The sequence below is a fragment of the Sphaerimonospora sp. CA-214678 genome (genome assembly GCF_050942215.1).
Lineage (GTDB): Bacteria > Actinomycetota > Actinomycetes > Streptosporangiales > Streptosporangiaceae > Sphaerimonospora.
The window spans coordinates 4716174-4735188 of the sequence record NZ_CP192056.1 but is presented as its reverse complement, the minus strand read 5'-3'; the positions used below and the strand labels follow the sequence as shown (position 1 = coordinate 4735188).

General features: G+C 71.5%; 14 protein-coding genes. 8 read left to right on the top strand and 6 right to left on the bottom strand.

Translation table 11 applies throughout. The features are described from left to right. Positions 1 to 497: 497 nt before the first annotated feature. The 3 genes from ACQP1K_RS21205 to ACQP1K_RS21195 all read left to right on the top strand — a co-directional run bounded on the left by ACQP1K_RS21205 (position 498) and on the right by ACQP1K_RS21195 (position 4594). Positions 498 to 1760, top strand: coding sequence for an aspartate aminotransferase family protein (locus tag ACQP1K_RS21205; protein WP_433501608.1), 1263 nt, complete (start codon positions 498 to 500; stop codon positions 1758 to 1760). After that, positions 1744 to 3249 carry a CoA-acylating methylmalonate-semialdehyde dehydrogenase gene (locus ACQP1K_RS21200; RefSeq protein ID WP_433497451.1) on the top strand — a complete coding sequence of 502 codons (1506 nt, stop codon included), beginning with the start codon at positions 1744 to 1746 and terminating at the stop codon, positions 3247 to 3249. The genes ACQP1K_RS21205 and ACQP1K_RS21200 overlap by 17 nt, the downstream gene beginning before the upstream one ends. A gap of 127 nt (positions 3250 to 3376) precedes the next feature. Next, positions 3377 to 4594, top strand: coding sequence for an extracellular solute-binding protein (locus ACQP1K_RS21195; RefSeq protein ID WP_433497450.1), 1218 nt, complete (start codon positions 3377 to 3379; stop codon positions 4592 to 4594). Here ACQP1K_RS21195 and ACQP1K_RS21190 read toward each other — a convergent pair. From ACQP1K_RS21190 to gabT, 3 genes are all read right to left on the bottom strand, one after another. Next, complete coding sequence (locus tag ACQP1K_RS21190; RefSeq protein ID WP_433497449.1) at positions 4591 to 5913, bottom strand: hypothetical protein; 1323 nt, start codon at positions 5911 to 5913, stop codon at positions 4591 to 4593. The genes ACQP1K_RS21195 and ACQP1K_RS21190 overlap by 4 nt on opposite strands. Positions 5914 to 5962: 49 nt before the next feature. After that, positions 5963 to 6211 carry a hypothetical protein gene (locus ACQP1K_RS21185; protein WP_433497448.1) on the bottom strand — a complete coding sequence of 83 codons (249 nt, stop codon included), beginning with the start codon at positions 6209 to 6211 and terminating at the stop codon, positions 5963 to 5965. A gap of 169 nt (positions 6212 to 6380) precedes the next feature. Further along, a complete protein-coding gene (gene gabT, locus ACQP1K_RS21180; protein ID WP_433497447.1) occupies positions 6381 to 7730 on the bottom strand; it encodes a 4-aminobutyrate--2-oxoglutarate transaminase in 1350 nt (449 codons plus the stop codon). A 106-nt stretch (positions 7731 to 7836) separates the two neighbouring features. Here gabT and ACQP1K_RS21175 point away from each other — a divergent pair, with 106 nt between their 5' ends. Then, positions 7837 to 9396 carry a PucR family transcriptional regulator gene (locus ACQP1K_RS21175; protein WP_433497446.1) on the top strand — a complete coding sequence of 520 codons (1560 nt, stop codon included), beginning with the start codon at positions 7837 to 7839 and terminating at the stop codon, positions 9394 to 9396. Between the two features lie 32 nt (positions 9397 to 9428). Here the strand turns inward: ACQP1K_RS21175 and ACQP1K_RS21170 are convergent, their stop codons facing one another. Continuing rightward, the gene (locus ACQP1K_RS21170; RefSeq protein ID WP_433497445.1) at positions 9429 to 10070 is read right to left on the bottom strand and encodes a TetR/AcrR family transcriptional regulator; all 642 of its coding nucleotides are present in this window, start codon (positions 10068 to 10070) and stop codon (positions 9429 to 9431) included. Between the two features lie 221 nt (positions 10071 to 10291). Between ACQP1K_RS21170 and ACQP1K_RS21165 the strand changes: the two genes are divergently transcribed. After that, complete coding sequence (locus ACQP1K_RS21165) at positions 10292 to 11737, top strand: aldehyde dehydrogenase family protein (RefSeq protein ID WP_433497444.1); 1446 nt, start codon at positions 10292 to 10294, stop codon at positions 11735 to 11737. A 44-nt stretch (positions 11738 to 11781) separates the two neighbouring features. Here the strand turns inward: ACQP1K_RS21165 and dxr are convergent, their stop codons facing one another. Continuing rightward, positions 11782 to 13014 (bottom strand): 1-deoxy-D-xylulose-5-phosphate reductoisomerase, encoded by a 1233-nt coding sequence (dxr, locus tag ACQP1K_RS21160; protein ID WP_433497443.1) that lies wholly within the window; start codon positions 13012 to 13014, stop codon positions 11782 to 11784. A 108-nt stretch (positions 13015 to 13122) separates the two neighbouring features. On the opposite strand from dxr, the gene ACQP1K_RS21155 reads away from it, so the two are divergent. Then, positions 13123 to 14256: a trypsin-like serine peptidase gene (locus tag ACQP1K_RS21155; RefSeq protein WP_433497442.1), complete on the top strand. Its 1134-nt coding sequence runs from the start codon at positions 13123 to 13125 to the stop codon at positions 14254 to 14256. A gap of 80 nt (positions 14257 to 14336) precedes the next feature. Here the strand turns inward: ACQP1K_RS21155 and ACQP1K_RS21150 are convergent, their stop codons facing one another. Then, a complete protein-coding gene (locus ACQP1K_RS21150) occupies positions 14337 to 15488 on the bottom strand; it encodes a lytic polysaccharide monooxygenase (protein WP_433497441.1) in 1152 nt (383 codons plus the stop codon). 424 nt (positions 15489 to 15912) lie between these two features. On the opposite strand from ACQP1K_RS21150, the gene ispG reads away from it, so the two are divergent. Both ispG and ACQP1K_RS21140 read left to right on the top strand, forming a co-directional pair. Further along, positions 15913 to 17085, top strand: a complete 1173-nt coding sequence (gene ispG, locus ACQP1K_RS21145; protein WP_433497440.1) for a flavodoxin-dependent (E)-4-hydroxy-3-methylbut-2-enyl-diphosphate synthase — start codon at positions 15913 to 15915, stop codon at positions 17083 to 17085. A 124-nt stretch (positions 17086 to 17209) separates the two neighbouring features. Continuing rightward, positions 17210 to 19012: an alpha/beta hydrolase gene (locus ACQP1K_RS21140; RefSeq protein WP_433497439.1), complete on the top strand. Its 1803-nt coding sequence runs from the start codon at positions 17210 to 17212 to the stop codon at positions 19010 to 19012. Positions 19013 to 19015: the final 3 nt, after the last annotated feature.

The following is a 19015-nucleotide window of genomic DNA, read 5'->3' as shown; positions in this document are numbered from 1 at the left end:
CACGAGGCTACCTGATCATTATGTAAAGCCCGCGCGGCATCCGATGACAAGATGGCGCTCCCGGCCGGTGCGCCGGGGGCGTGCTCCTCACGATCCGGGAACCCTCCTCTGTCCGGTGCCGTACATCTCCTGACCAGGCCCGTGGCCGGTATCGCCGGGTGGCGGCCCGGCCGGACGGGCGTCGGCTCGGCCCTCGACGACACCGTGCGGCGGACAGGGCCGGTGCCCGGCATCGCCGTCGTGGGCGGCGTGCCCACCGCGGTCGTGACCGCCCCGCCGGCCGCGCGCCGCCGCCGAATCGCCCCGATCCGGGCGGCCCGCCGCCTCATCCCAAAGGAGAAAATGCCGATCTGTAAGGGAAAGGCGAAAAATGCTGACATGTTGGCGGGTGTGCCTGCACGCTTACCAGCAGGGATACTCGAAGCATGCCGGATTCCTCGCCCAATCCCACACAGACGTCGCAGACCGACGGCCTGCTCGCCCGTCATCGCGCGGTCATGCCCAACTGGGTAGGCCTGTACTACGACGAGCCGATCGAGATCGTCGGCGGCAAGGGCAACCGTGTCGTCGACGCATCGGGGAAGAGCTATCTCGACTTCTTCGCGGGCATCCTGACCAACATGATCGGGTATGACATCGCCGAGGTGCGGGAGGCCGTGGAGCGGCAGCTCGCCACCGGGGTGGTGCACACCTCCACGGTCTATCTCCTGCGCGGGCAGGTCGAACTCGCCGAGAAGATCGCCCGGCTGTCGGGCATCCCCGACGCCAAGGTGTTCTTCACGAACTCGGGCACGGAGGCGAACGAGACCGCGCTGCTGCTGGCGACCTACGCGCGGAAATCCGACCAGGTGCTCGCCATGCGGCAGAGCTACCACGGCAGGTCGTTCGGCGCGGTGGCCGTCACCTCCAACCGCTCCTGGAAGAACAACTCGCTCTCGCCGCTGAACGTGCACTTCCTGCACGGCGCCGACCAGCACCTCGCCCAGTTCCGCGGGATGTCGGACGCCGACTACATCGCGGCCTGCGTCGACGACCTGCGGCACGTGCTCGCCACCGCGGTCACCAAGGACGTCGCCGCCCTGATCGCCGAGCCGATCCAGGGGGTGGGCGGCTTCACGATGGCGCCCGACGGCCTGTTCGCCGCCTACAAGGAGGTCCTCGACGAGGAGGGCATCCTGTTCATCTCCGACGAGGTCCAGACCGGCTGGGGCCGTACGGGCTCGGCGTTCTTCGGCATCCACAACCACGGCGTGACCCCCGACATGATGACGTTCGCCAAGGGGCTGGGGAACGGCTTCGCCGTCGGCGGCGTCGTCGCCAGGGGCGACCTCATGGACGGCCCGCACGCCGCGGGCGTGGCCACGTTCGGCGGCAACCCGATCTCGATGGCCGCGGCCAACGCGACCCTCGACTACGTGCTCGACCACGGCCTGCAGGCCAATGCCGCCAGAACCGGCGAGATCATCATCAGTGGGCTGCGCGAGGCGGCGACCCGCCTGCCCGTCGTCGGCGACGTACGCGGCAAGGGACTGATGTTCGCCGTCGAACTCGTCGACCCCGCCGGCGGTGCGCCCGCTCCCGCGCTGGCCACCCGCTTCATGGAGGAGACGAAGAGGCTCGGCCTGCTCGCAGGCAAGGGCGGCCTGTACGGCAACGCCCTGCGGATGGCCCCGCCGCTCACGCTCACCGAGGACGAGGCCCGCGAGGGCCTGGGCATCCTCGTCACCGCTCTGGAGACCATCAATGACGAAGCTCGTTGACCACTGGATCGACGGCACTCGCACCGGGGCCGTCGCCGGCCCGGGTGGCGGCGCCGACATCTTCAACCCCGCCACGGGCGAGGTCGAGGGCCAGGTGGTCCTGGCGACCGTCGAGGAGGTCGACGCGGCGGTGGCCGCCGCCGCCCGCGCGTTCCCGGGCTGGCGCGACACGTCCCTGACCAGGCGGACCCAGGTCCTCTTCCGCTTCCGGGAGCTGCTCGACCGGCACCGCGACGACGTGGCCGCGCTGATCAGCGCCGAGCACGGCAAGGTGCACTCGGACGCGCTCGGCGAGGTGGCACGCGGCCTGGAGGTCGTCGAGTTCGCCTGCGGCATCCCGCACCTGCTCAAGGGCGGGTTCTCCGAGAACGTCTCGACCAGGGTCGATTCGTACTCGATCCGCCAGCCGCTCGGCGTGGTCGCCGGGATCGCCCCGTTCAACTTCCCGGCCATGGTGCCGATGTGGATGTTCCCGATCGCCATCGCCTGCGGGAACACGTTCGTGCTCAAGCCGTCGGAGCGTGACCCGTCCGCCTCGCTGCTGATCGCGGAGCTGTGGCAGCGGGCGAGGCTGCCCGACGGCGTGTTCAACGTCGTGCAGGGCGACAAGGTCGCGGTGGACAGGCTGCTGGCGCACCCTGAGGTGAAGGCGGTGTCGTTCGTCGGCTCGACCCCGATCGCCCGGTACGTGTACGAGACCGGCACCGCGCACGGCAAGCGGGTGCAGGCGCTCGGCGGCGCGAAGAACCACATGCTCGTCCTGCCCGACGCCGATCTCGACCTGGTCGCCGACTCGGCCGTCTCGGCCGGCTTCGGCTCCGCGGGGGAGCGGTGCATGGCCATCTCGGTCGTGCTCGCCGTCGACCCCGTGGGCGACGAGCTCGTGGAGAAGATCGTTTCCAGGGTCCGCGACCTTGTGATCGGCCCGGGCGACGACCCGAGGTCGGAGATGGGCCCGCTGGTCACCGCTGCCCACCGCGACAAGGTCGCCTCCTACCTCGACATCGGGGTCCAGGAGGGAGCCAAGATCGTGGTGGACGGCCGGGAGGCGCCGGTCACCGGCGGCCGCGGGAACGGCTTCTGGATGGGGCCCACCGTGCTCGACCATGTGCCACCGGGGTCCCGCGTGCACCGGGAGGAGATCTTCGGCCCGGTGCTGTCGATCGTGCGGGTGCGGTCGTACGAGGAGGGCCTGGGGCTCATCAACTCCGGTGAGTACGGCAACGGCACCGCGATCTTCACCAACGACGGCGGCGCGGCCCGGCGCTTCCAGAACGAGGTCGAGGTCGGCATGATCGGCATCAACGTGCCGATCCCGGTCCCGATGGCGTTCTACAGCTTCGGCGGCTGGAAGGACTCCCTCTTCGGGGACACGCACGTCCACGGCACCGAGGGCGTGCACTTCTACACCCGGGGCAAGGTCGTCACCTCGCGCTGGCTCGATCCCTCACATGGCGGGATCAACCTGGGCTTCCCCACCAACGCCTGACCCGGGCGCACCGTTCGGCCCCGATCGGGCGCACCCCGATCGGAGCCGCCCGTGCGACCCGCCCGGTGGGCGCCGCCCCGGCCAGTAGGCTCGGGACGGACCGCGTCTCGGGTAGGGGGTCGTTCGCGTGAGCCGTACACACCGGCTGGTGGTCGCCGTCGCGGCGGCGGGGCTGCTGGCCTCGGCATGCGGCGGGCCGCGACAGGACGGCACGACGCGGGCGACACCGATGATCATGCCCGCGGCCGGGCGCGCCCCGGCCGCGGGCCCGGCCGGTCCTGCCGCACCGCCCCGCTCCTCGCCGGTCTCGCCCTCGGCGAGCGCGCGTGCCTCCGCGCCCGGCCCGACGCCGCTCGCCTCGATCGGCACCGGCGAGCGGGCGGTCAGCGTGCTCGCGCTCAACGGCTACGTCGAGTGGGGCGGCACCGACCCCAAGGTCTCCTGGGTCGGGGAGTTCGAGAAGACGACCGGCTGCAAGGTCGGCCTCCGGTTCTACGACCCCTCCCGGGACGACGGGGCGAGCGTGCCCGCCCCGTCGTCCTTCGACGTGATCTCGGCCACGCCCGTGATCGCGGGCAGGCTGATCGCCGAAGGGAAGGTCGCGCCGCTGAACACCGCGCTGCTCCACGGCTACGGCAAGATCCCCAAGCGGCTGCGCGAGCTGCCGGCAGAGGATGGTCAGGTGTACGGCGTGCCGTACCTGTGGGGGCTCAACCAGGTGCTCTACGACTCCGGCGAGGTCGATCCGGACGGTGCGGACGCCGTCTTCGCGGACGAGGGACCGGTCATGTTCAGGGACAGCCCGCTCTCGCTGGCCGACGCGGCGCTGGTCCTGAAGGATCGCGGCGCCAGGATCAAGGATCCGTTCCGGCTGACCCCGGAGCAGCTCGACGCGGCGGCCGAGCTGTTCGACAAGCCCGGCAGGCGACTCTTCTGGAGTGATCCCATCGAGGTCGTCAAGGGCTTCGCCGCGGGTTCCGTACGGCTCGCGCAGGGCACGCCGTACCACCGGGACGTGCTGAGCCGCGGCGGCAGGCCCGTGCGGGCGGTCGGCGACCGCCCGGTGACCGGCTGGGCCGACCTCTGGATGGTGTCGGCGCGTGCCGCCCACCCGTCGTGCGCGTACCGGTGGCTGGACTGGACGGGCTCGGCGGACGTGCAACGTCAGGCGGCGGCCTGGAACGGAGCCGCCCCCGCCAATTCCGGCGCCTGCACCGGCCGTGCCCGGCGGGTCTGCACGGCCTACCGGATGGGCGAGCCGGACGCGTTCAGGGGCGTCTACTTCGCCGAACGTCCCGCCGACTACGACCGGTGGATCGACCGCTGGTCGCAGATAGCCGGTTAACCGGTGGCGAGCCGTTCGACGACGGCCTTCAGGTCGGCGCCGGTCGCGTCGCCGAACGGGCCGGTCGGGTAGTCCACCAGCCAGACGTACAGCATGTTGGACATTCCCGGGGCGCTCTCGCACGAGCCCGCCGGGCATGGTGCCGGGCGCTGCTGCCACGGGGTGAGCGGGCCGCCGATGACGGGGGCCGGCAGGCCGGGCGGCATCATGTAGACCACGCCGAGCAGCGTCGAGGAACCATCCGGTCTCTCGTGGTAGATCAGCGCCTCGGGCCGGGTCGGGTCGAGGGCGACGCCGTCGCCGAGCAGCTCGGGCTTGGCGAGTTGCCGCACGCCCTCCGCCTCGGTCCAGTTTTCGTACCCGTCCTTCTCCGCTTCGGCGACGGTCGGCCAGCGCTCGGGCACCTCCCTCCTCGTCACCTCGAGCAGCGCGTTGGCGGCGGCGGCCTGCGCCTCGGCTGTCGGCGCTTCCACGTTCCCCGCCTCCGCGTCTCCGGTCTCCGTGTTCCCGGTCTCCGTGTTCCCGGCATCGGTCCGGCCTTCCGCCGCCTGGGCGTCCGGCGCCGTCGCCGCCGGCCCGTGATGGTGGTGGTGGTCGATGGGGGGTGAGCCGGTGTCGGAGGCCGACTTCGCCAGGGCGGCCGAGACGGAGACCGCGACCGACGGGGTGAAGGAGGCGCCGACCGCGACGGCCACAAGCGCTGACAGTGCGGCCACGCCGACTCGCCTGACCGCTGGACGCCCGGCCCAGGAGAGCACGGCCCTGAAGAGCACGACGGGAGCGGGCCGGGTCTCCACCGGCCCGTCCGCGGCCCGTTCCTCCCCCGCCGGTTTCTCTTCGGCCGGTTCGCCCTTGGCGGATTCTGCGCCCGGCGGGCCGGAGACCTCGGCCGCGGCGGGCCGGGCTCCCGGCGGCGGGGCCGTGATTCCCGGTGGCGTCCGGTGCTCGGCCAGCACGAGCGCACCCGCGATCAGCATGACCTCCAGGGCCGCGCAGAGCAGATCGGGCGCCTGGGCGGGCTGCGGCGTCCACGCGCCCGGGTCGAGGGGGAACCCGGCCGTCGTGCCGACCAGCCAGATCAGGAGCACCGCCAGGTTGAAGAACGCGCCGGTCAGCAGCACGTCCTGACCTGTGCCCCGCCGGGTGAGCACAGCCGCCGCCCACGCGAGCTGGGCCCAGCCCACGAAGGCGAAGAACACACCGTGCACCAGGGATGCGCCGAAGTGGCCGGGCATCACGCCGAAGTGGATCGCGGCTGCTCCGGCCGACAGAGCGGCCAGGGCCCACGGTGACGCGGCGGGGGTCCGCGTGTCGTTCATACCTCGATTATCGACCGTCGCGATCTCTGCGGGGGAGGCCCAAGCGCGATCAGGATGTGGCGGCGCGGGAGCGGCGCGGCAGCGGCACCGTGCCCTCGGGTGCGGGCAGCAGGGCGTCGGCGCAGTCCTCGCAGGCGTGCACGGGGGCGTTGTCGGGGAGCAGGCCGACCCGGACGCGGGGGCGGGGCCATTTCTTGTGGCACACCACGCAGGCATCGCCATCGCGTTGCGTGGTGCTGAGGCCGGCAGGATCGAACGTCAGCATGAGCCGCTCGGCGCCGGTCGGGTTCCAGCCCATCAAAGTCCCCCCTCGATCGCCTATCGGAACCGTTATAACGCGATTACCCTTCGTGGTCGACGCGGGCTGGGCCAAGCGATGGTTAAATCGAGGCATAACACAAGCCGTACAACAACAAAAGGGACACCTTGGACATCAAGGTGCCCCTTTTGTTGGTATTTAAACGGTCCTAAACCTCGCTAAGTGCCTTCTCTAGAATTGTCAGGCCCTCGTGCAGAAGGTGATCCGGGATCACCAGCGGCGGCAGGAAGCGCAGCACGTTGCCGTACGTTCCGGCGGTGAGCACGAGCAGACCCTCGGCGTGGCACCGGCGCGCGACCTCCGCGGCGGGGTAGGGCTCCCCGGTGCCCGGCGCCACCAATTCGACCGCGATCATCGCGCCGCGGCCGCGTACGTCGCCCACGATCGGGGTGCGCTCCTGGAGGGCCCGCAGGCGCGGCAGCATGATCTCGCCGATGTGCCGGGCCCGCTCGACCAGCCGGTCCTGCTCGATGGTCTCCAGCACGCCCAGCGCCGCCTCGCAGGCGAGCGGGTTGCCTCCGTAGGTGCCGCCGAGACCGCCGACGTGGACGGCGTCGAGCAGCTCTGCGCGGCCGGTCACGGCGGCCAGCGGCAGGCCGCCGGCGATGCCCTTGGCCGTGCAGATGATGTCGGGCACGATGCCCTCGTCCGCACAGGCGAACAGGTCGCCGGTACGGGCGAAGCCCGTCTGCACCTCGTCGGCGATGAAGACGATGCCGTTCGCCCGGCAGAACTCGACGATCTTCGGCAGGAAGCCGCGCGCAGGCACGATGAAGCCGCCTTCGCCGGCGATCGGCTCGATCACCACGGCGGCCACGTTCTCGGCGCCGATCTGCTTGTCGATCATCTCGATGGTCTGGGCCGCGGCCTCGTCGGCGCAGTTGTCCGGCCCGGTCGGCCAGCGGAACGGATAGGCGAGCGGCGCGCGGTACACCTCGGGAGCGAACGGCCCGAACCGGTGCTTGTACGGCATGTTCTTGGCCGTCAGCGTCATCGTGAGCAGCGTCCGGCCGTGGTAGCCGTGATCGAACACCACGACCGCCTGGCGTCCGGTGGCGTGGCGGGCGACCTTCACCGCGTTCTCCACGGCCTCGGCGCCGCTGTTGACGAGGAACGTCCGCTTCTCGTGGTCGCCCGGCGTGAGCTCGTTGAGCTTCTCGCAGACCTCGACGTACGACTCGTAGGGCGTGACCATGAAGCAGGTGTGGGTGAAGTCGGCGACCTGCCGGCTCACCCGCTCGACCACCCGCGGCGCCGCGTTGCCGACGTTGGTCACGGCGATGCCGGAGCCGAAGTCGATCAGCGAGTTGCCGTCGGCGTCGACCACCACGCCGCCGCCGGCGTGGGTCACGAAGACGGGCAGCGTGGTGCCGATGCCCGCGGGCACGGCCGACTGCTTGCGCGCGAACATCTCCCGCGATCGGGGACCGGGGATCTCGGTGACGAGGCGGCGCTCCTGGGGAAGCCCCGGGCCGCCTCCCGTGGTGGCAGTGCTCATGCTTCCGACGGTATGACTCACCCACACTTCCCCCGATAGGTCGATATGGAAGAATTAATCCGGCGTTTTAGCCAAGTCGGACAAATCGGGGTAACCAGGAGGGGCCGTGGCACCCACGCTGCGCCGGGTGACGACGATCGCGCCGCTCCACCTCGTCGTCCTCGCGGGACAGGAGACGCTGGACCGGCCGGTCCGCTGGGTCGCGGTCAGCGAACTCGAGGACCCCACCCCGTTCCTCGAGGGCGGAGAGCTGGTGCTGACCACCGGCATGCGCCTCGCCGAAGCCGACGCCGTGCCGTACATCTCGCGGCTGGTCGCGCGTGGCGCCGCCGGGTTGGGGTTCGGCGTGGGGCTCGGCCACGACGCCGTCCCGCCGGGCTTCGTCGCGGCGGCGGCCGCCGAGGGGCTGCCGCTGCTGGAGGTGCCGAGGGACACCCCGTTCATCGCGATCGGCAAGGTGGTCAGCGAGCTGCTGGCGGCCGAGCAGTACGAGGAGATCAGCCGGGCCTTCGCCGCCCAGGGGCGCCTCACCCGTGCGGCTCTCCAGCCGGGGGGCGTGAGGGCCGTCGTCGACCGGCTGGCCCGCGAGATCGGCGGCTGGGCCCTGCTGCTCGACGAGGCCGGAGCCGTACGGCACGCTGCCGGGGTGGGCGGCCGCGCAGCGGGAGGTCAGACCGGGAGCGCGGGCGCGAACCGGGGGGCGGGCGGGGAGACGGATCGGGTGCGGGCCATGGCGCGGGCGCTGGAACCGGAGCTGGCCAGGCTGAGGCGCACGCCCACGCTCGCCAGCGTGGCGCTGGCCGGTCCGGAGGAACATGTGATCGTCCAGCCGCTCGGCCGCCGGGCGTTCTTCGCGGTCGGATCGGGCCGGCCGTTCTCCCCGACCCGGCACACGATCGTCAACGCGGCCGGTTCGCTGCTGACGCTCTCCCTCGAACAGGAGCGTGCGCGGGGCCGCGAGCAGCGGGCGGCCGAGGCCCGGGTGCGCGCCGCCGCGCTGAGTCTGCTGCTCGCCGGTCGGGCCGGGGCGGCCGAGGAGGCGCTGGCGGCGCTGAGCGGGAATCCGCGAGGCGGACAGCGGGCCGGCGAGCCGGCGGAGGGTCCGCTCTCCGTGCTGGTGTGCGCAGGGGCGGATCTCGACGACCTCGCCGAGGTGCTGCCCTGCTTCACGGCGCCCCGGGACGGCCTGCTGGTGGCGCTGGTGGCCGAGGCGGAGACGGACGCGGTCGCCGAGCTCGCGGGACGGCACGGCAGGGCGGGCGTGAGCGTTCCCGGAGTCGTCACCGTCGAACGCTCCGCCGGTGACTTCGCGGCGGGGCTGGACCAGGCCGAGCGGGCGCTCGCCGCTGCCACCCCGGCCAGACCGGTCGTACGGTTCCCCGAACTGGCCGGACAGGGCCTGCTGTCCCTGCTCGACCCCGACGCCGCGGCGTCGTTCGCCGCCGCCCTCCTCGCGCCGCTGCGGGACTACGGCTCCCGCGCCGACCTCGTCGAGTCGTTGCGCGCCTATCTGTCCTGCAACGGGCACTGGGACGCGGCGGCCCAGCGGCTCGGGGTGCATCGGCACACGCTGCGATATCGGATGAGACGGGTGAGCGAGCTGCTCGGCCGCGATCTCGACGACCCGGCGGCGCGGGCCGAGCTGTGGATCGCGCTGTCCGTGTGACCCCGCGGTCGTCCCCCTGATCGCGGCGGTCGTCAGCGGCTGGCCGCGGAGCCGGGATCGGTCAGGAACCTGCGGACGGCGGCGGTCGTGACGGTCTCGTACGTCGTGCCGTCCTGAAGATGACCGGCACGTTCCAGGCTCAGCGCGCCCTGGGCCGCGGCCCACACCGCGTCGGCGATGCGCCGCGGCTGGGTCGGCACCAGGTGACCGGCGGAGATGCAGTCGGCGATCACCCGGTCGACGATGTTCAACGCCGCCCTGGCCAGCGTGCGTGCCCGCTCGCTCGGCGTGAAACCGGGGATGGCCCGCTCGAACATGAGGCTGTAGTAGCCCGGCTCGGACAGCGCGGCCTCCCGGTAGGCCGGACCGAGCGCGATGAGGTGCTCCAGCGGATCGCCGCGGTCCGGCACGGCCTCCAGGCGGCGTCGGAAGCGTTCGAAGCCTTCGAGGTAGAGCGCCTCGGCGAGGCCCTCGTTGCTGCCGAACATCGTGTAGATGACCTGGGTCGTGCACCCGGCTTCGGCGGCGATCCGGCGGACCGTGAGGCTCTCGGGACCGGCGGTGTCGAGCAGCCGCCCGGCGACGTCGAGCAGGCGCGTGCGCAGTTCGTCGTAATTGCTGCGGTGGCCGCGCGTGTAGGCACCCTGAAGTCCGAGCGGCGCCGGCGTACCCATCAGCGACGAGCCCTTCTCATTGGGGGTCTCGCAAACCAGACCCGGAAGATGACTTAACCATGCCGCTCGTCTTTCAAACCGCATTGAAACGGAAAACATCCCGAAATCGCCACGCATTCGTGACCAAGCGCGAAACTTGTCCACATCGGCGCACCGCTCACCGCCGATTGTGCTTCATGGCGCAGCGCAGCCGCCGACCGGGGTGGCATAGCGTGAGAACCATGGACGTGAGCCGCAGTTCCGATCCTCGCCCCTTCTGGCTCGCCGGGCGTCCGGCGACGGGCGACGCCGGTGGGACCGTGACCAACTCCCACGACGGACGGGTCGTCGGGGCGTACTCGATTCCCACCGCCGAGCAGGTCGAGCGCGCGGTGGCCGCGGCGGACGCGGTGCGCGGGCAGGCCGCCGCGCTGCCCCTGCACGTGCGCGCCGAGGCGCTGGCCCATGTCGCCCGCCGCCTCGGCGAGCGGGCCGAGGAGATCGCCCGGCTGATCGGCGGGGAGAACGGCAAGCCCCTCCTGTGGGCGCGCGGAGAGGTCGGCCGAGCCGTCTCCACGTTCAGGTTCGCCGCCGAGGAGGCCCGGCGCTTCAGCGGCGAGGTGCAGCGGCTCGACACCGAGGCCGCGGCCCGGGGGCGCCTCGCCTACATCACGCGGGTGCCGCACGGGCCGGTGCTGGCCATCACCCCGTTCAACTTCCCGCTCAACCTGGTGGCGCACAAGGTGGCTCCGGCGATCGCCGTGGGCGCTCCGATCATCGTGAAGCCCGCTCCCAAGACGCCCCTGTCCGCGCTGGTGCTCGGCGAGATCCTGGCCGAGACCGACCTGCCCGAGGGGATGTTCTCCGTCCTGCCGGTGCGAAACGATCAGGCCGGCGCGCTCGTCGAGGATCCCCGGCTGCCCGTGATCTCGTTCACCGGTTCCGGCCCGGTCGGATACTCGATCATGGATCGGGTGCCGCGCAAGCACGTCACACTGGAGCTCGGCGGCAACGCGGCGGCCGTGGTGCTCGCCGACGCCGACCTCGACTGGGCGGCCACCAGGATCGCGCTGTTCGCCAACTACCAGGCCGGTCAGAGCTGCATCGCCGTCCAGCGGGTGATCGTGGAGGACACGGTCGGCGAGGAGTTCACCGAGAAGCTGCTCAAGGCCGTCGGTGAGCTCGTCACCGGTGACCCGAACGACGACAGGACGCAGGTCGGCCCGCTCATCAGCGAGGAGGCGGCGATCCGGGTGGAGAGCTGGATCGAGGAGGCCGTCGCCGCGGGCGCCCGCGTCCTCATCGGCGGCACCCGTGACGGCGCGGCCGTCGCCCCGACCGTGCTCGCCGACGTACCGGCCGGCGCGAAGGTCGCGTGCGAGGAGATCTTCGGCCCCGTCATGATCCTGCACCGGGTCGGCTCGGTCGACGAGGCGTTCGCCGCGGCCAACGACTCCAGGTACGGCCTGCAGGCCGGGGTGTTCACCCGCAGCCTCGACATCGCCTTCCGGGCCAACCGGGAGCTCGAGGTCGGCGGCGTCGTCATCGGCGACGTGCCGTCGTACCGGGCCGACCAGATGCCCTACGGCGGGGTCAAGGAGTCCGGCGTCGGCCGTGAGGGCGTGCGGTCGGCCATGGCCGACCTGACCTACGAGAAGGTCATGGTCCTCACCGGCCTCACCCTCTGATCACAGGACCCGGCCGACCGGGGCGGCAACCCGGTCGGCCGTCTTCACCCGGTCAGCTCGGCGGCGCGGGCACGTGCCCACGCGTCGGCGGCCAGCACCTCCTCGACGGACGACGCCGATCCGGGAACGTGCTCGGCGACCACCCGTTCGACGGTGTCGACGATCCCCGGGAACGGCAGGCCGCCCTTGAGGAAGGCCTCCACGCACACCTCGTTGGCCGCGTTGTAGACGGCGGGAGCCGTACCGCCCTGGGCGCCGACCTGACGGGCCAGCGCGATCGCGGGGAACGCCTCGTCGTCGAGCGGTTCGAACGTCCAGGTGTGCGCTGTGGTCCAGTCGACGGCCGGGGCCGCCCCCGGAACGCGCTCGGGGAACCCGAGCGCCAGGGAGATCGGCAGCCGCATGTCGGGCGGGCTCGCCTGGGCGACCGTCGACCCGTCGGTGAACTCGACCATCGAGTGGATCATCGACTGCGGGTGCACCACGACCTCGATCCGGTCGAAGCCGATGTCGAAGAGCAGGTGCGCCTCGATCACCTCCAGGCCCTTGTTGACCAGGGTGGCCGAGTTGACCGTGATGACGGGGCCCATGTTCCACGTCGGGTGGTCGAGCGCCATCTCGGGGGTCACGCCGGCCAGGTCCGCCCGCCTCCGCCCCCGGAACGGGCCGCCGCTCGCCGTCACGATCAGGCGGCGCACGGCTCGCGCCTCGGCCCCGGAAGGCCCGGCGGCCCACAGACACTGGGCGAGCGCGGAGTGCTCGGAGTCGACCGGGAGCAGCCGCCCCGGCGCGGCGAGCCGCTTCACCAGCGGCCCCCCGATGATCAGTGACTCCTTGTTGGCCAGCGCGAGCACCCGGCCGGCCTCCAGTGCCGCCAGCGTGGAGGTCAGCCCGAGCGCGCCGGTGATCCCGTTCAGCACCACGTCGCAGGGGGAGGCGGCGAGCTCGGCGACGCCCTCGGGACCGGCCAGGATCCTCGGCCGCGCGCCGCACGCCGCCAGCGCCTCCCTGAGGGCGGGCACGGCCCCCGTGTCGGCGACGGCGACCGTCTCGGCGCCGAACTCGGCGGCCTGACGGGCCAGCAGGTCGACACGGCCGCCCCCGGCCGCGAGGCCGGTCACCCGGAAGCGCCCGGCGGCGCCAGCGACGACGTCCAGCGCCTGGGTGCCGATGGAGCCCGTGGAGCCGAGCAGCACGATCGAACGTTCTGATCCGGACGACGACTGCGGCGGGCGATCCGACGGCGATCCGGGCGGTTGGCGGCGTGCTGTGGTCATGGCCCCATTGTCGCCGAGGAGAACAGGTGGCGGGTAGGCACGCCCACATCGCACCGATTAACGAAAAGTAGTCACGAGGCGACGTACCGTGGTCCACACTCTGGTGCCATGACTCCCTGTCTCCCCCTGATCGCCGTCGCCACCCTCGTCACCGGACTCGTGGGAGTCCCGCAGCCCTGGGTCGTCGCCATGTCCGCCGTCTCCGGCCCCCCGGCCCCCGGCTCCCCGAGCCCCGGCCCTGGGACCCCGGGCCATCCGGCTCCCGGGCCCGGCTCCTCCGGCACGGCTGTTCCGGCCACCCCGGCCGGTCCCGCCTCCGACATCGTGGAGCACGTGGCCACCACGGCGCTGGACTCCTACTGGACGCCGGAGCGGATGGCGCGCGCGATCCCCATCGACCTGCTCTCCACCATCAAGCAGGTGGGAATGGCGGCCGCTCTCATCCTTCCGTCCCCGGCGGCGTCGCCGGCTCCGTCCCGGTCACCGGGCGCCGCCCCCGCAGGGGCCAGGCTCGTACGGCAGGCCCGGCAGGAGCGCAGGACCGGCGCCTCGCTGGCCGTGACGAGCGGATCGAAATGGGCGGCGGGCGGCGCGGTGACGAGGACCACCGGCCGGGTGTTCCTGACCATGGACGGGATCGACTTCGTCTGCTCGGCCAGCGCCGTACGCAGCGCGAACAAGGACGTGGTGGTCACGGCGGGGCACTGCGTGAAGGACGGCACGGGGTCATGGGCGGAGAACTGGACGTTCGTCCCCGGCTATCGGGCCGGGCAGCGTCCGTACGGCGCGTACACCGCGCGCCGGATGTTCGTCGCCGGGCCGTGGGCCCGCGGCGGGAACGACGACTACGACATGGGCATGGTGGCGGTGACCATGGCGGACGGACGCCATCTCGGCGACGCCGTCGGGGGGCAGGAGATCGGCTTCAACGTCCGGAGGGGGCTGCGCACCTACGGGTTCGGCTTCCCGGCCGATCCGCCCTACAACGGGGAGCACCTGCTCTACTGCGCGGGCGTGGTCCGCGCGGATTCCCAGGGGCAGACACGGGATCAGGGCCTGCGCTGCGATCTCACGGCAGGGGCCAGCGGCGGGCCCTGGCTCAGCGGCTTCGACCCCGCCACCGGCCGGGGCAGGCTCACCTCGGTGAGCAGCTTCAAGTACAGCAACGATCACCGCACCATGTACGGCCCCTACTTCGGCGCGGCGGCCCGGGACCTGTTCCAGGCCGCCCAACGCGCGTGAAGCGGAGCATCCGGGGCGGCGACGACGCGCCGCCCCGGATGCTCAGGTGGAGCTGCGGGACAGCTCCTGTACCGGACCGATCAGGCCGCAGAGCAGGAGACGCTTGGCGTGGCGCTGCTGGACCCGTTGGCCAGGAAGCCGAACGAGGTGGACGCGTTCGGCGCGATGCTGCCGTTGTAGTTCACGTTCTGCACCGAGACGTTGCTGCCGGACTGACTGAGCGTGCCGTTCCAGACCTGGGTGATGGTCTGGCCGCTCGGCTGCGTCCAGTTGACCGTCCAGCCATTGATCGTCGAGCTTCCGTTGTTGCGCACCGACACCTCGGCCTGGAAGCCGCCGCCCCAGGAGTTGACGACCGCGTAGGTGGCGACGCAGCCGTTGCCGGTCCCGGGAGTCGGGGTCGGCGTCGGAGTCGGGGTGGGAGTCGGAGTCGGGGTCGGGGTCGGCGTGGGAGTGGGAGTGGGGGTGGGAGTCGGGGTCGGGGTCGGCGTGGGAGTGGGGGTCTGGTTGCCGCCGACGCCGGTCACCTCTCCGTTGCCACCGTCGAAGACGACATCGGAGCAGCCGTAGAACGTCTCGTTGCTGTCCGAACGCTGCCACACCGAGTAGATGATGTGACGGCCGCTCTTGCCGGACGGCAGCTTGGCGTTCCAGTAGTAGTAGGCGTTCTCGTTGCCCGGGGAGCCGACGCTCGGCGGGTCGGTGACGCTGTCGAACGGCGTGGACTCCAGGTCACTCCAGGCGAGCGCCCGGGTCGGGCTCCAGGAGTCCTTGGTGATGTACATCCGGAAGGTGCCGGGGTGGGCGGCCCACTTGTTGTACCTCATCTGGATGTTCGCACCGGACGTCAGATGGGTGACCGGCCAGTCGTTGCGGGCCAGGTCGAACCCGCTGAAGTCGTAGACGACCGCCGCGGCGCTGCACAGCTTGCCGTCCGGAATGAATCCCGACATGCGCCCCGCACCGTCAGACCGCAGCAGGGCGAACCAGTTGTAGAGCGAGTTCGTCCCGCTCTGGGCCACGGCCGCCGCACAGGCTGGATTCTTCGGCACCATGGCCCCGCTCTGGGTCATGCCGTCCTTCCAGCACAGGTACGTCCGGCTGCCCGGGACCATCAGGGCACCGTGCGCCGACGCCGGGGCGGCGGACAGCACGGTGGCCACCAGGGTGGACAGCGCCGCGACGATGATGCCGATCGTGGTTTTCTTTGCTCTTTTTCGTGGGCTTCCCACGGCTTACCCTTTCGCGTGGTCAAGGCTGCCGCACTCTGCGGTGCAGCACGGCACCGCCGACGTGGGGAACACGCCGGCCCAGGGACAGCCGTTGACTACCGACCAGTTATGCGAGAGCGCTCACGCTGTTCGGAATGTAGGTCGACACCGTGGCTCCTGCCCACAGTGGCCGCCCGCCCGCCCCCTACCCGTTCACGTCGGCCCAGGTCAATGCGACAACGCAAGTGGATCGTTATGAAAGCTTCATTGACCCGATGTCGACGGCGCCGGTCCGGACGCGACCGCGGGTGGATCGGCCGGGCATCCCGCCATCCTCGGACGTCCCTAGACTGGGAGCGCCGACACGCCGGTTCGCCGACACACTGGTCTCGAAAAATCACGGGGCTCGCCAATCACGGGGCTCGCCAATACACAAGGTGCTGAAATGTCTGTTGATCTCGGGATTCCCACCGTCAGGACCCAGCCGATCGCCAAGCGGCGGGTATCACGCCAGATCATGGTCGGTCCGGTCGCGGTAGGCGGGGACGCTCCGATTTCCGTGCAGTCGATGACCACCACGCCCACCGCCGACGTCAACGCGACGCTCCAGCAGATCGCCGAGCTCACCGCCGCTGGCTGTCAGATCGTGCGGGTCGCGGTGCCGTCGCAGGACGACGCCGACGCGCTGCCGGCGATCGCGAAGAAGTCCCAGATCCCGGTGATCGCGGACATCCACTTCCAGCCGAAGTACGTGTTCGCGGCCATCGAGGCCGGATGCGCCGCGGTACGGGTGAACCCGGGCAACATCAAGAAGTTCGACGACAGGGTCGGCGAGATCGCCAGGGCCGCATCGGCGGCCGGGGTCCCGATCCGCATCGGCGTCAACGCCGGCTCGCTCGACCCGCGCCTGCTCAGGAAGTACGGCAAGGCCACGCCGGAGGCCCTGGTCGAGTCGGCGTTGTGGGAGTGCTCCCTGTTCGAGGAGCACGACTTCCGCGACATCAAGATCTCGGTGAAGCACAACGACCCCGTCGTGATGATCCAGGCGTACCGCCTGCTCGCCCAGCGCTGCGACTACCCGCTGCACCTCGGCGTGACCGAGGCGGGCCCCGCCTTCCAGGGCACGATCAAGTCGGCGGTCGCGTTCGGCGCGCTGCTGGCCGAGGGCATCGGTGACACGATCCGCGTCTCGCTGTCGGCGCCCCCGGTGGAGGAGGTCAAGGTCGGCAACCAGATCCTCGAGTCGCTGGGGCTGCGCGAGCGTGGTCTGGAGATCGTCTCCTGTCCGTCATGCGGCCGGGCCCAGGTGGACGTCTACACGCTCGCGGAACAGGTGCAGGCCGGGCTCGAGGGGCTGACGGTCCCGCTCCGCGTCGCCGTCATGGGCTGCGTCGTCAACGGCCCGGGGGAGGCGCGCGAGGCCGACCTCGGCGTCGCCTCCGGCAACGGCAAGGGCCAGATCTTCGTGAAGGGCGAGGTCATCAAGACCGTGCCGGAGTCGCAGATCGTGGAGACGCTCATCGAGGAGGCGCTGCGCCTCGCCGAGGAGATGGGCGTCGAGGTGGACCTCGGCGACGACCTCGGCGAAGCGGTCGGCCCCGAGATCGTGGTCCGCTGAGCGACATTACACTCCGCAATGGAGTCGCTACAGATTGGTAATGATCGGGTAGTGTCGGCGGTGACCGTACGATCACCTCCGTAATGCTGTCCCCTGCCATGTGAGAGCAGAGGGAGCGTTGCCGGTGAAGCGGGTCGTCGGAGTGATCGCGGGTGTGACGGTGCTGGTCACCGGGTTGGTCGGGCCGGTCGGCCCCACGGGTCCCGTCTGGGCGCTCGACGCCGCGGCCGGAGCGGGTGCGTACGGCACGGCACCGGGGGTGCGAGCCGTCCCGGACACCGCGCGTCCCGCGCCCTGGCGGGGACGGCCGGGGCGGCAGGAGATCTCCTGGGAGCCGTGTAAGCGGCCCGGCTCGTCGCCGGGGCTCGGCTCCGTGCTGCCGCGGGTCGCCGCGTCGGGCAGGACCCGGGCTCCCGGCGAGGAGTGCGCGACGATCCGGGTGCCGCTCGACTACGCCGAGCCGTACGGCCAGCGGATAACGATCGCGTTGAACCGGATCAGGGGCACGGTCTCCCGGGACGCCGGCCATCTCGGAGCTCTGCTGGTCAACCCCGGCGGGCCGGGCGGGTCAGGGCTGGGCCTGGCCAGGTTCGTAGCGGCCCGGCTGCCCAGGGACGTCGCCGCGAGGTTCGACGTGATCGGGTTCGATCCGCGCGGAGTGGGCGACAGCCGTCCGGCCGTCTCGTGCGTGGACCCCGGGCGCTACTTCGCCCCGCCGCGGCCGGACAACGTGCCGCGCGACAGGGCGGAGGAGGATGTGCTCGTCGCACGGGCGAGGCAGTACGCCGAGGCATGCGGAAACCGGTGGTCGTGGTTCCTGCCGTACCTCACGACCGAGAACACGGCCCGCGACATGGACATGATCCGCGCGGCCCTGGGCGAGGAGAAGATCAGCTACCTGGGCTACTCGTACGGCACCTACCTGGGGGCCGTCTACGCCACGCTGTTCCCCGAGCGGGTGCGCCGCCTGGTGCTGGACAGCGTGGTCGACCCCTCCGGCGACTGGTACGAGGTGAACCTCGCCCAGGACCTCAGCTTCCAGCGCCGCCAGCGGGGCTTCCTGGCCTGGATCGCGGAGCACGACGACGCCTACCGGCTGGGCCGTACGGAGGAGGCCGTCACATTCGCCTGGTACTCCATGCGGTCGCGGCTGCGTGAACGGCCGGCCGGGGGCATCATCGGCCCCAGCGAACTGGACGACGTCTACACCTCTGGCGGTTACTCCGGCCTGCTGTGGCCGGCGCTGGCCGAAGCGTTCTCCGCCTATGTCCACAGGGGGGAGACGACCGGCCTGGTCGAGCTCTTCCACGACCAGGCCGAGGTGGACGCAGAGGAGGAGAACTCCTACGCCGTCTATCTCGGGATCGAGTGCCGCGACTCGGCCTGGCCGCGTGACTGGTCCCGCTGGCACGACGACACCGTGAAGATGCACGCGAAGGCGCCGTTCATGGCCTGGCAGAACGCCGTGTACAACGCGCCGTGCGCCTTCTGGCCGGTGCGCGGCGGCAAGCCCGTGAAGATCGGATCCGATCGCCTGCCGCCCGTGCTGCTGATCCAGGCGGAGCGTGACGCGGCCACGCCGTACGCCGGCGCGCTGCGCATGCGCGACCGGTTCCCGGCGGCCCGGCTGCTCACCGAGGTGCGCGGGGGCGACCACGGGGTGTCGCTGGCCGGGAACGCCTGCGTCGACCGGAGGCTCGCCGCGTATCTGCGCGACGCGAGCAGGCTGCCGCGGCGCGGGGCCGCGCGCGGCCCCGACGCGACCTGCGCGGCCCAGCCCGGCCCCCGCCCTGCCGTACGGAAACCGGCCGCGCGGACGCCGGCCCCGGGGACCGTACGAGCGCATCGGGCTCAGGTCCGGACGTCGCCGGGACGGTGGACCGTGCCCGGAGTGACGGACGACCGGCATCCGCCCGGCATCGGGTGAGTT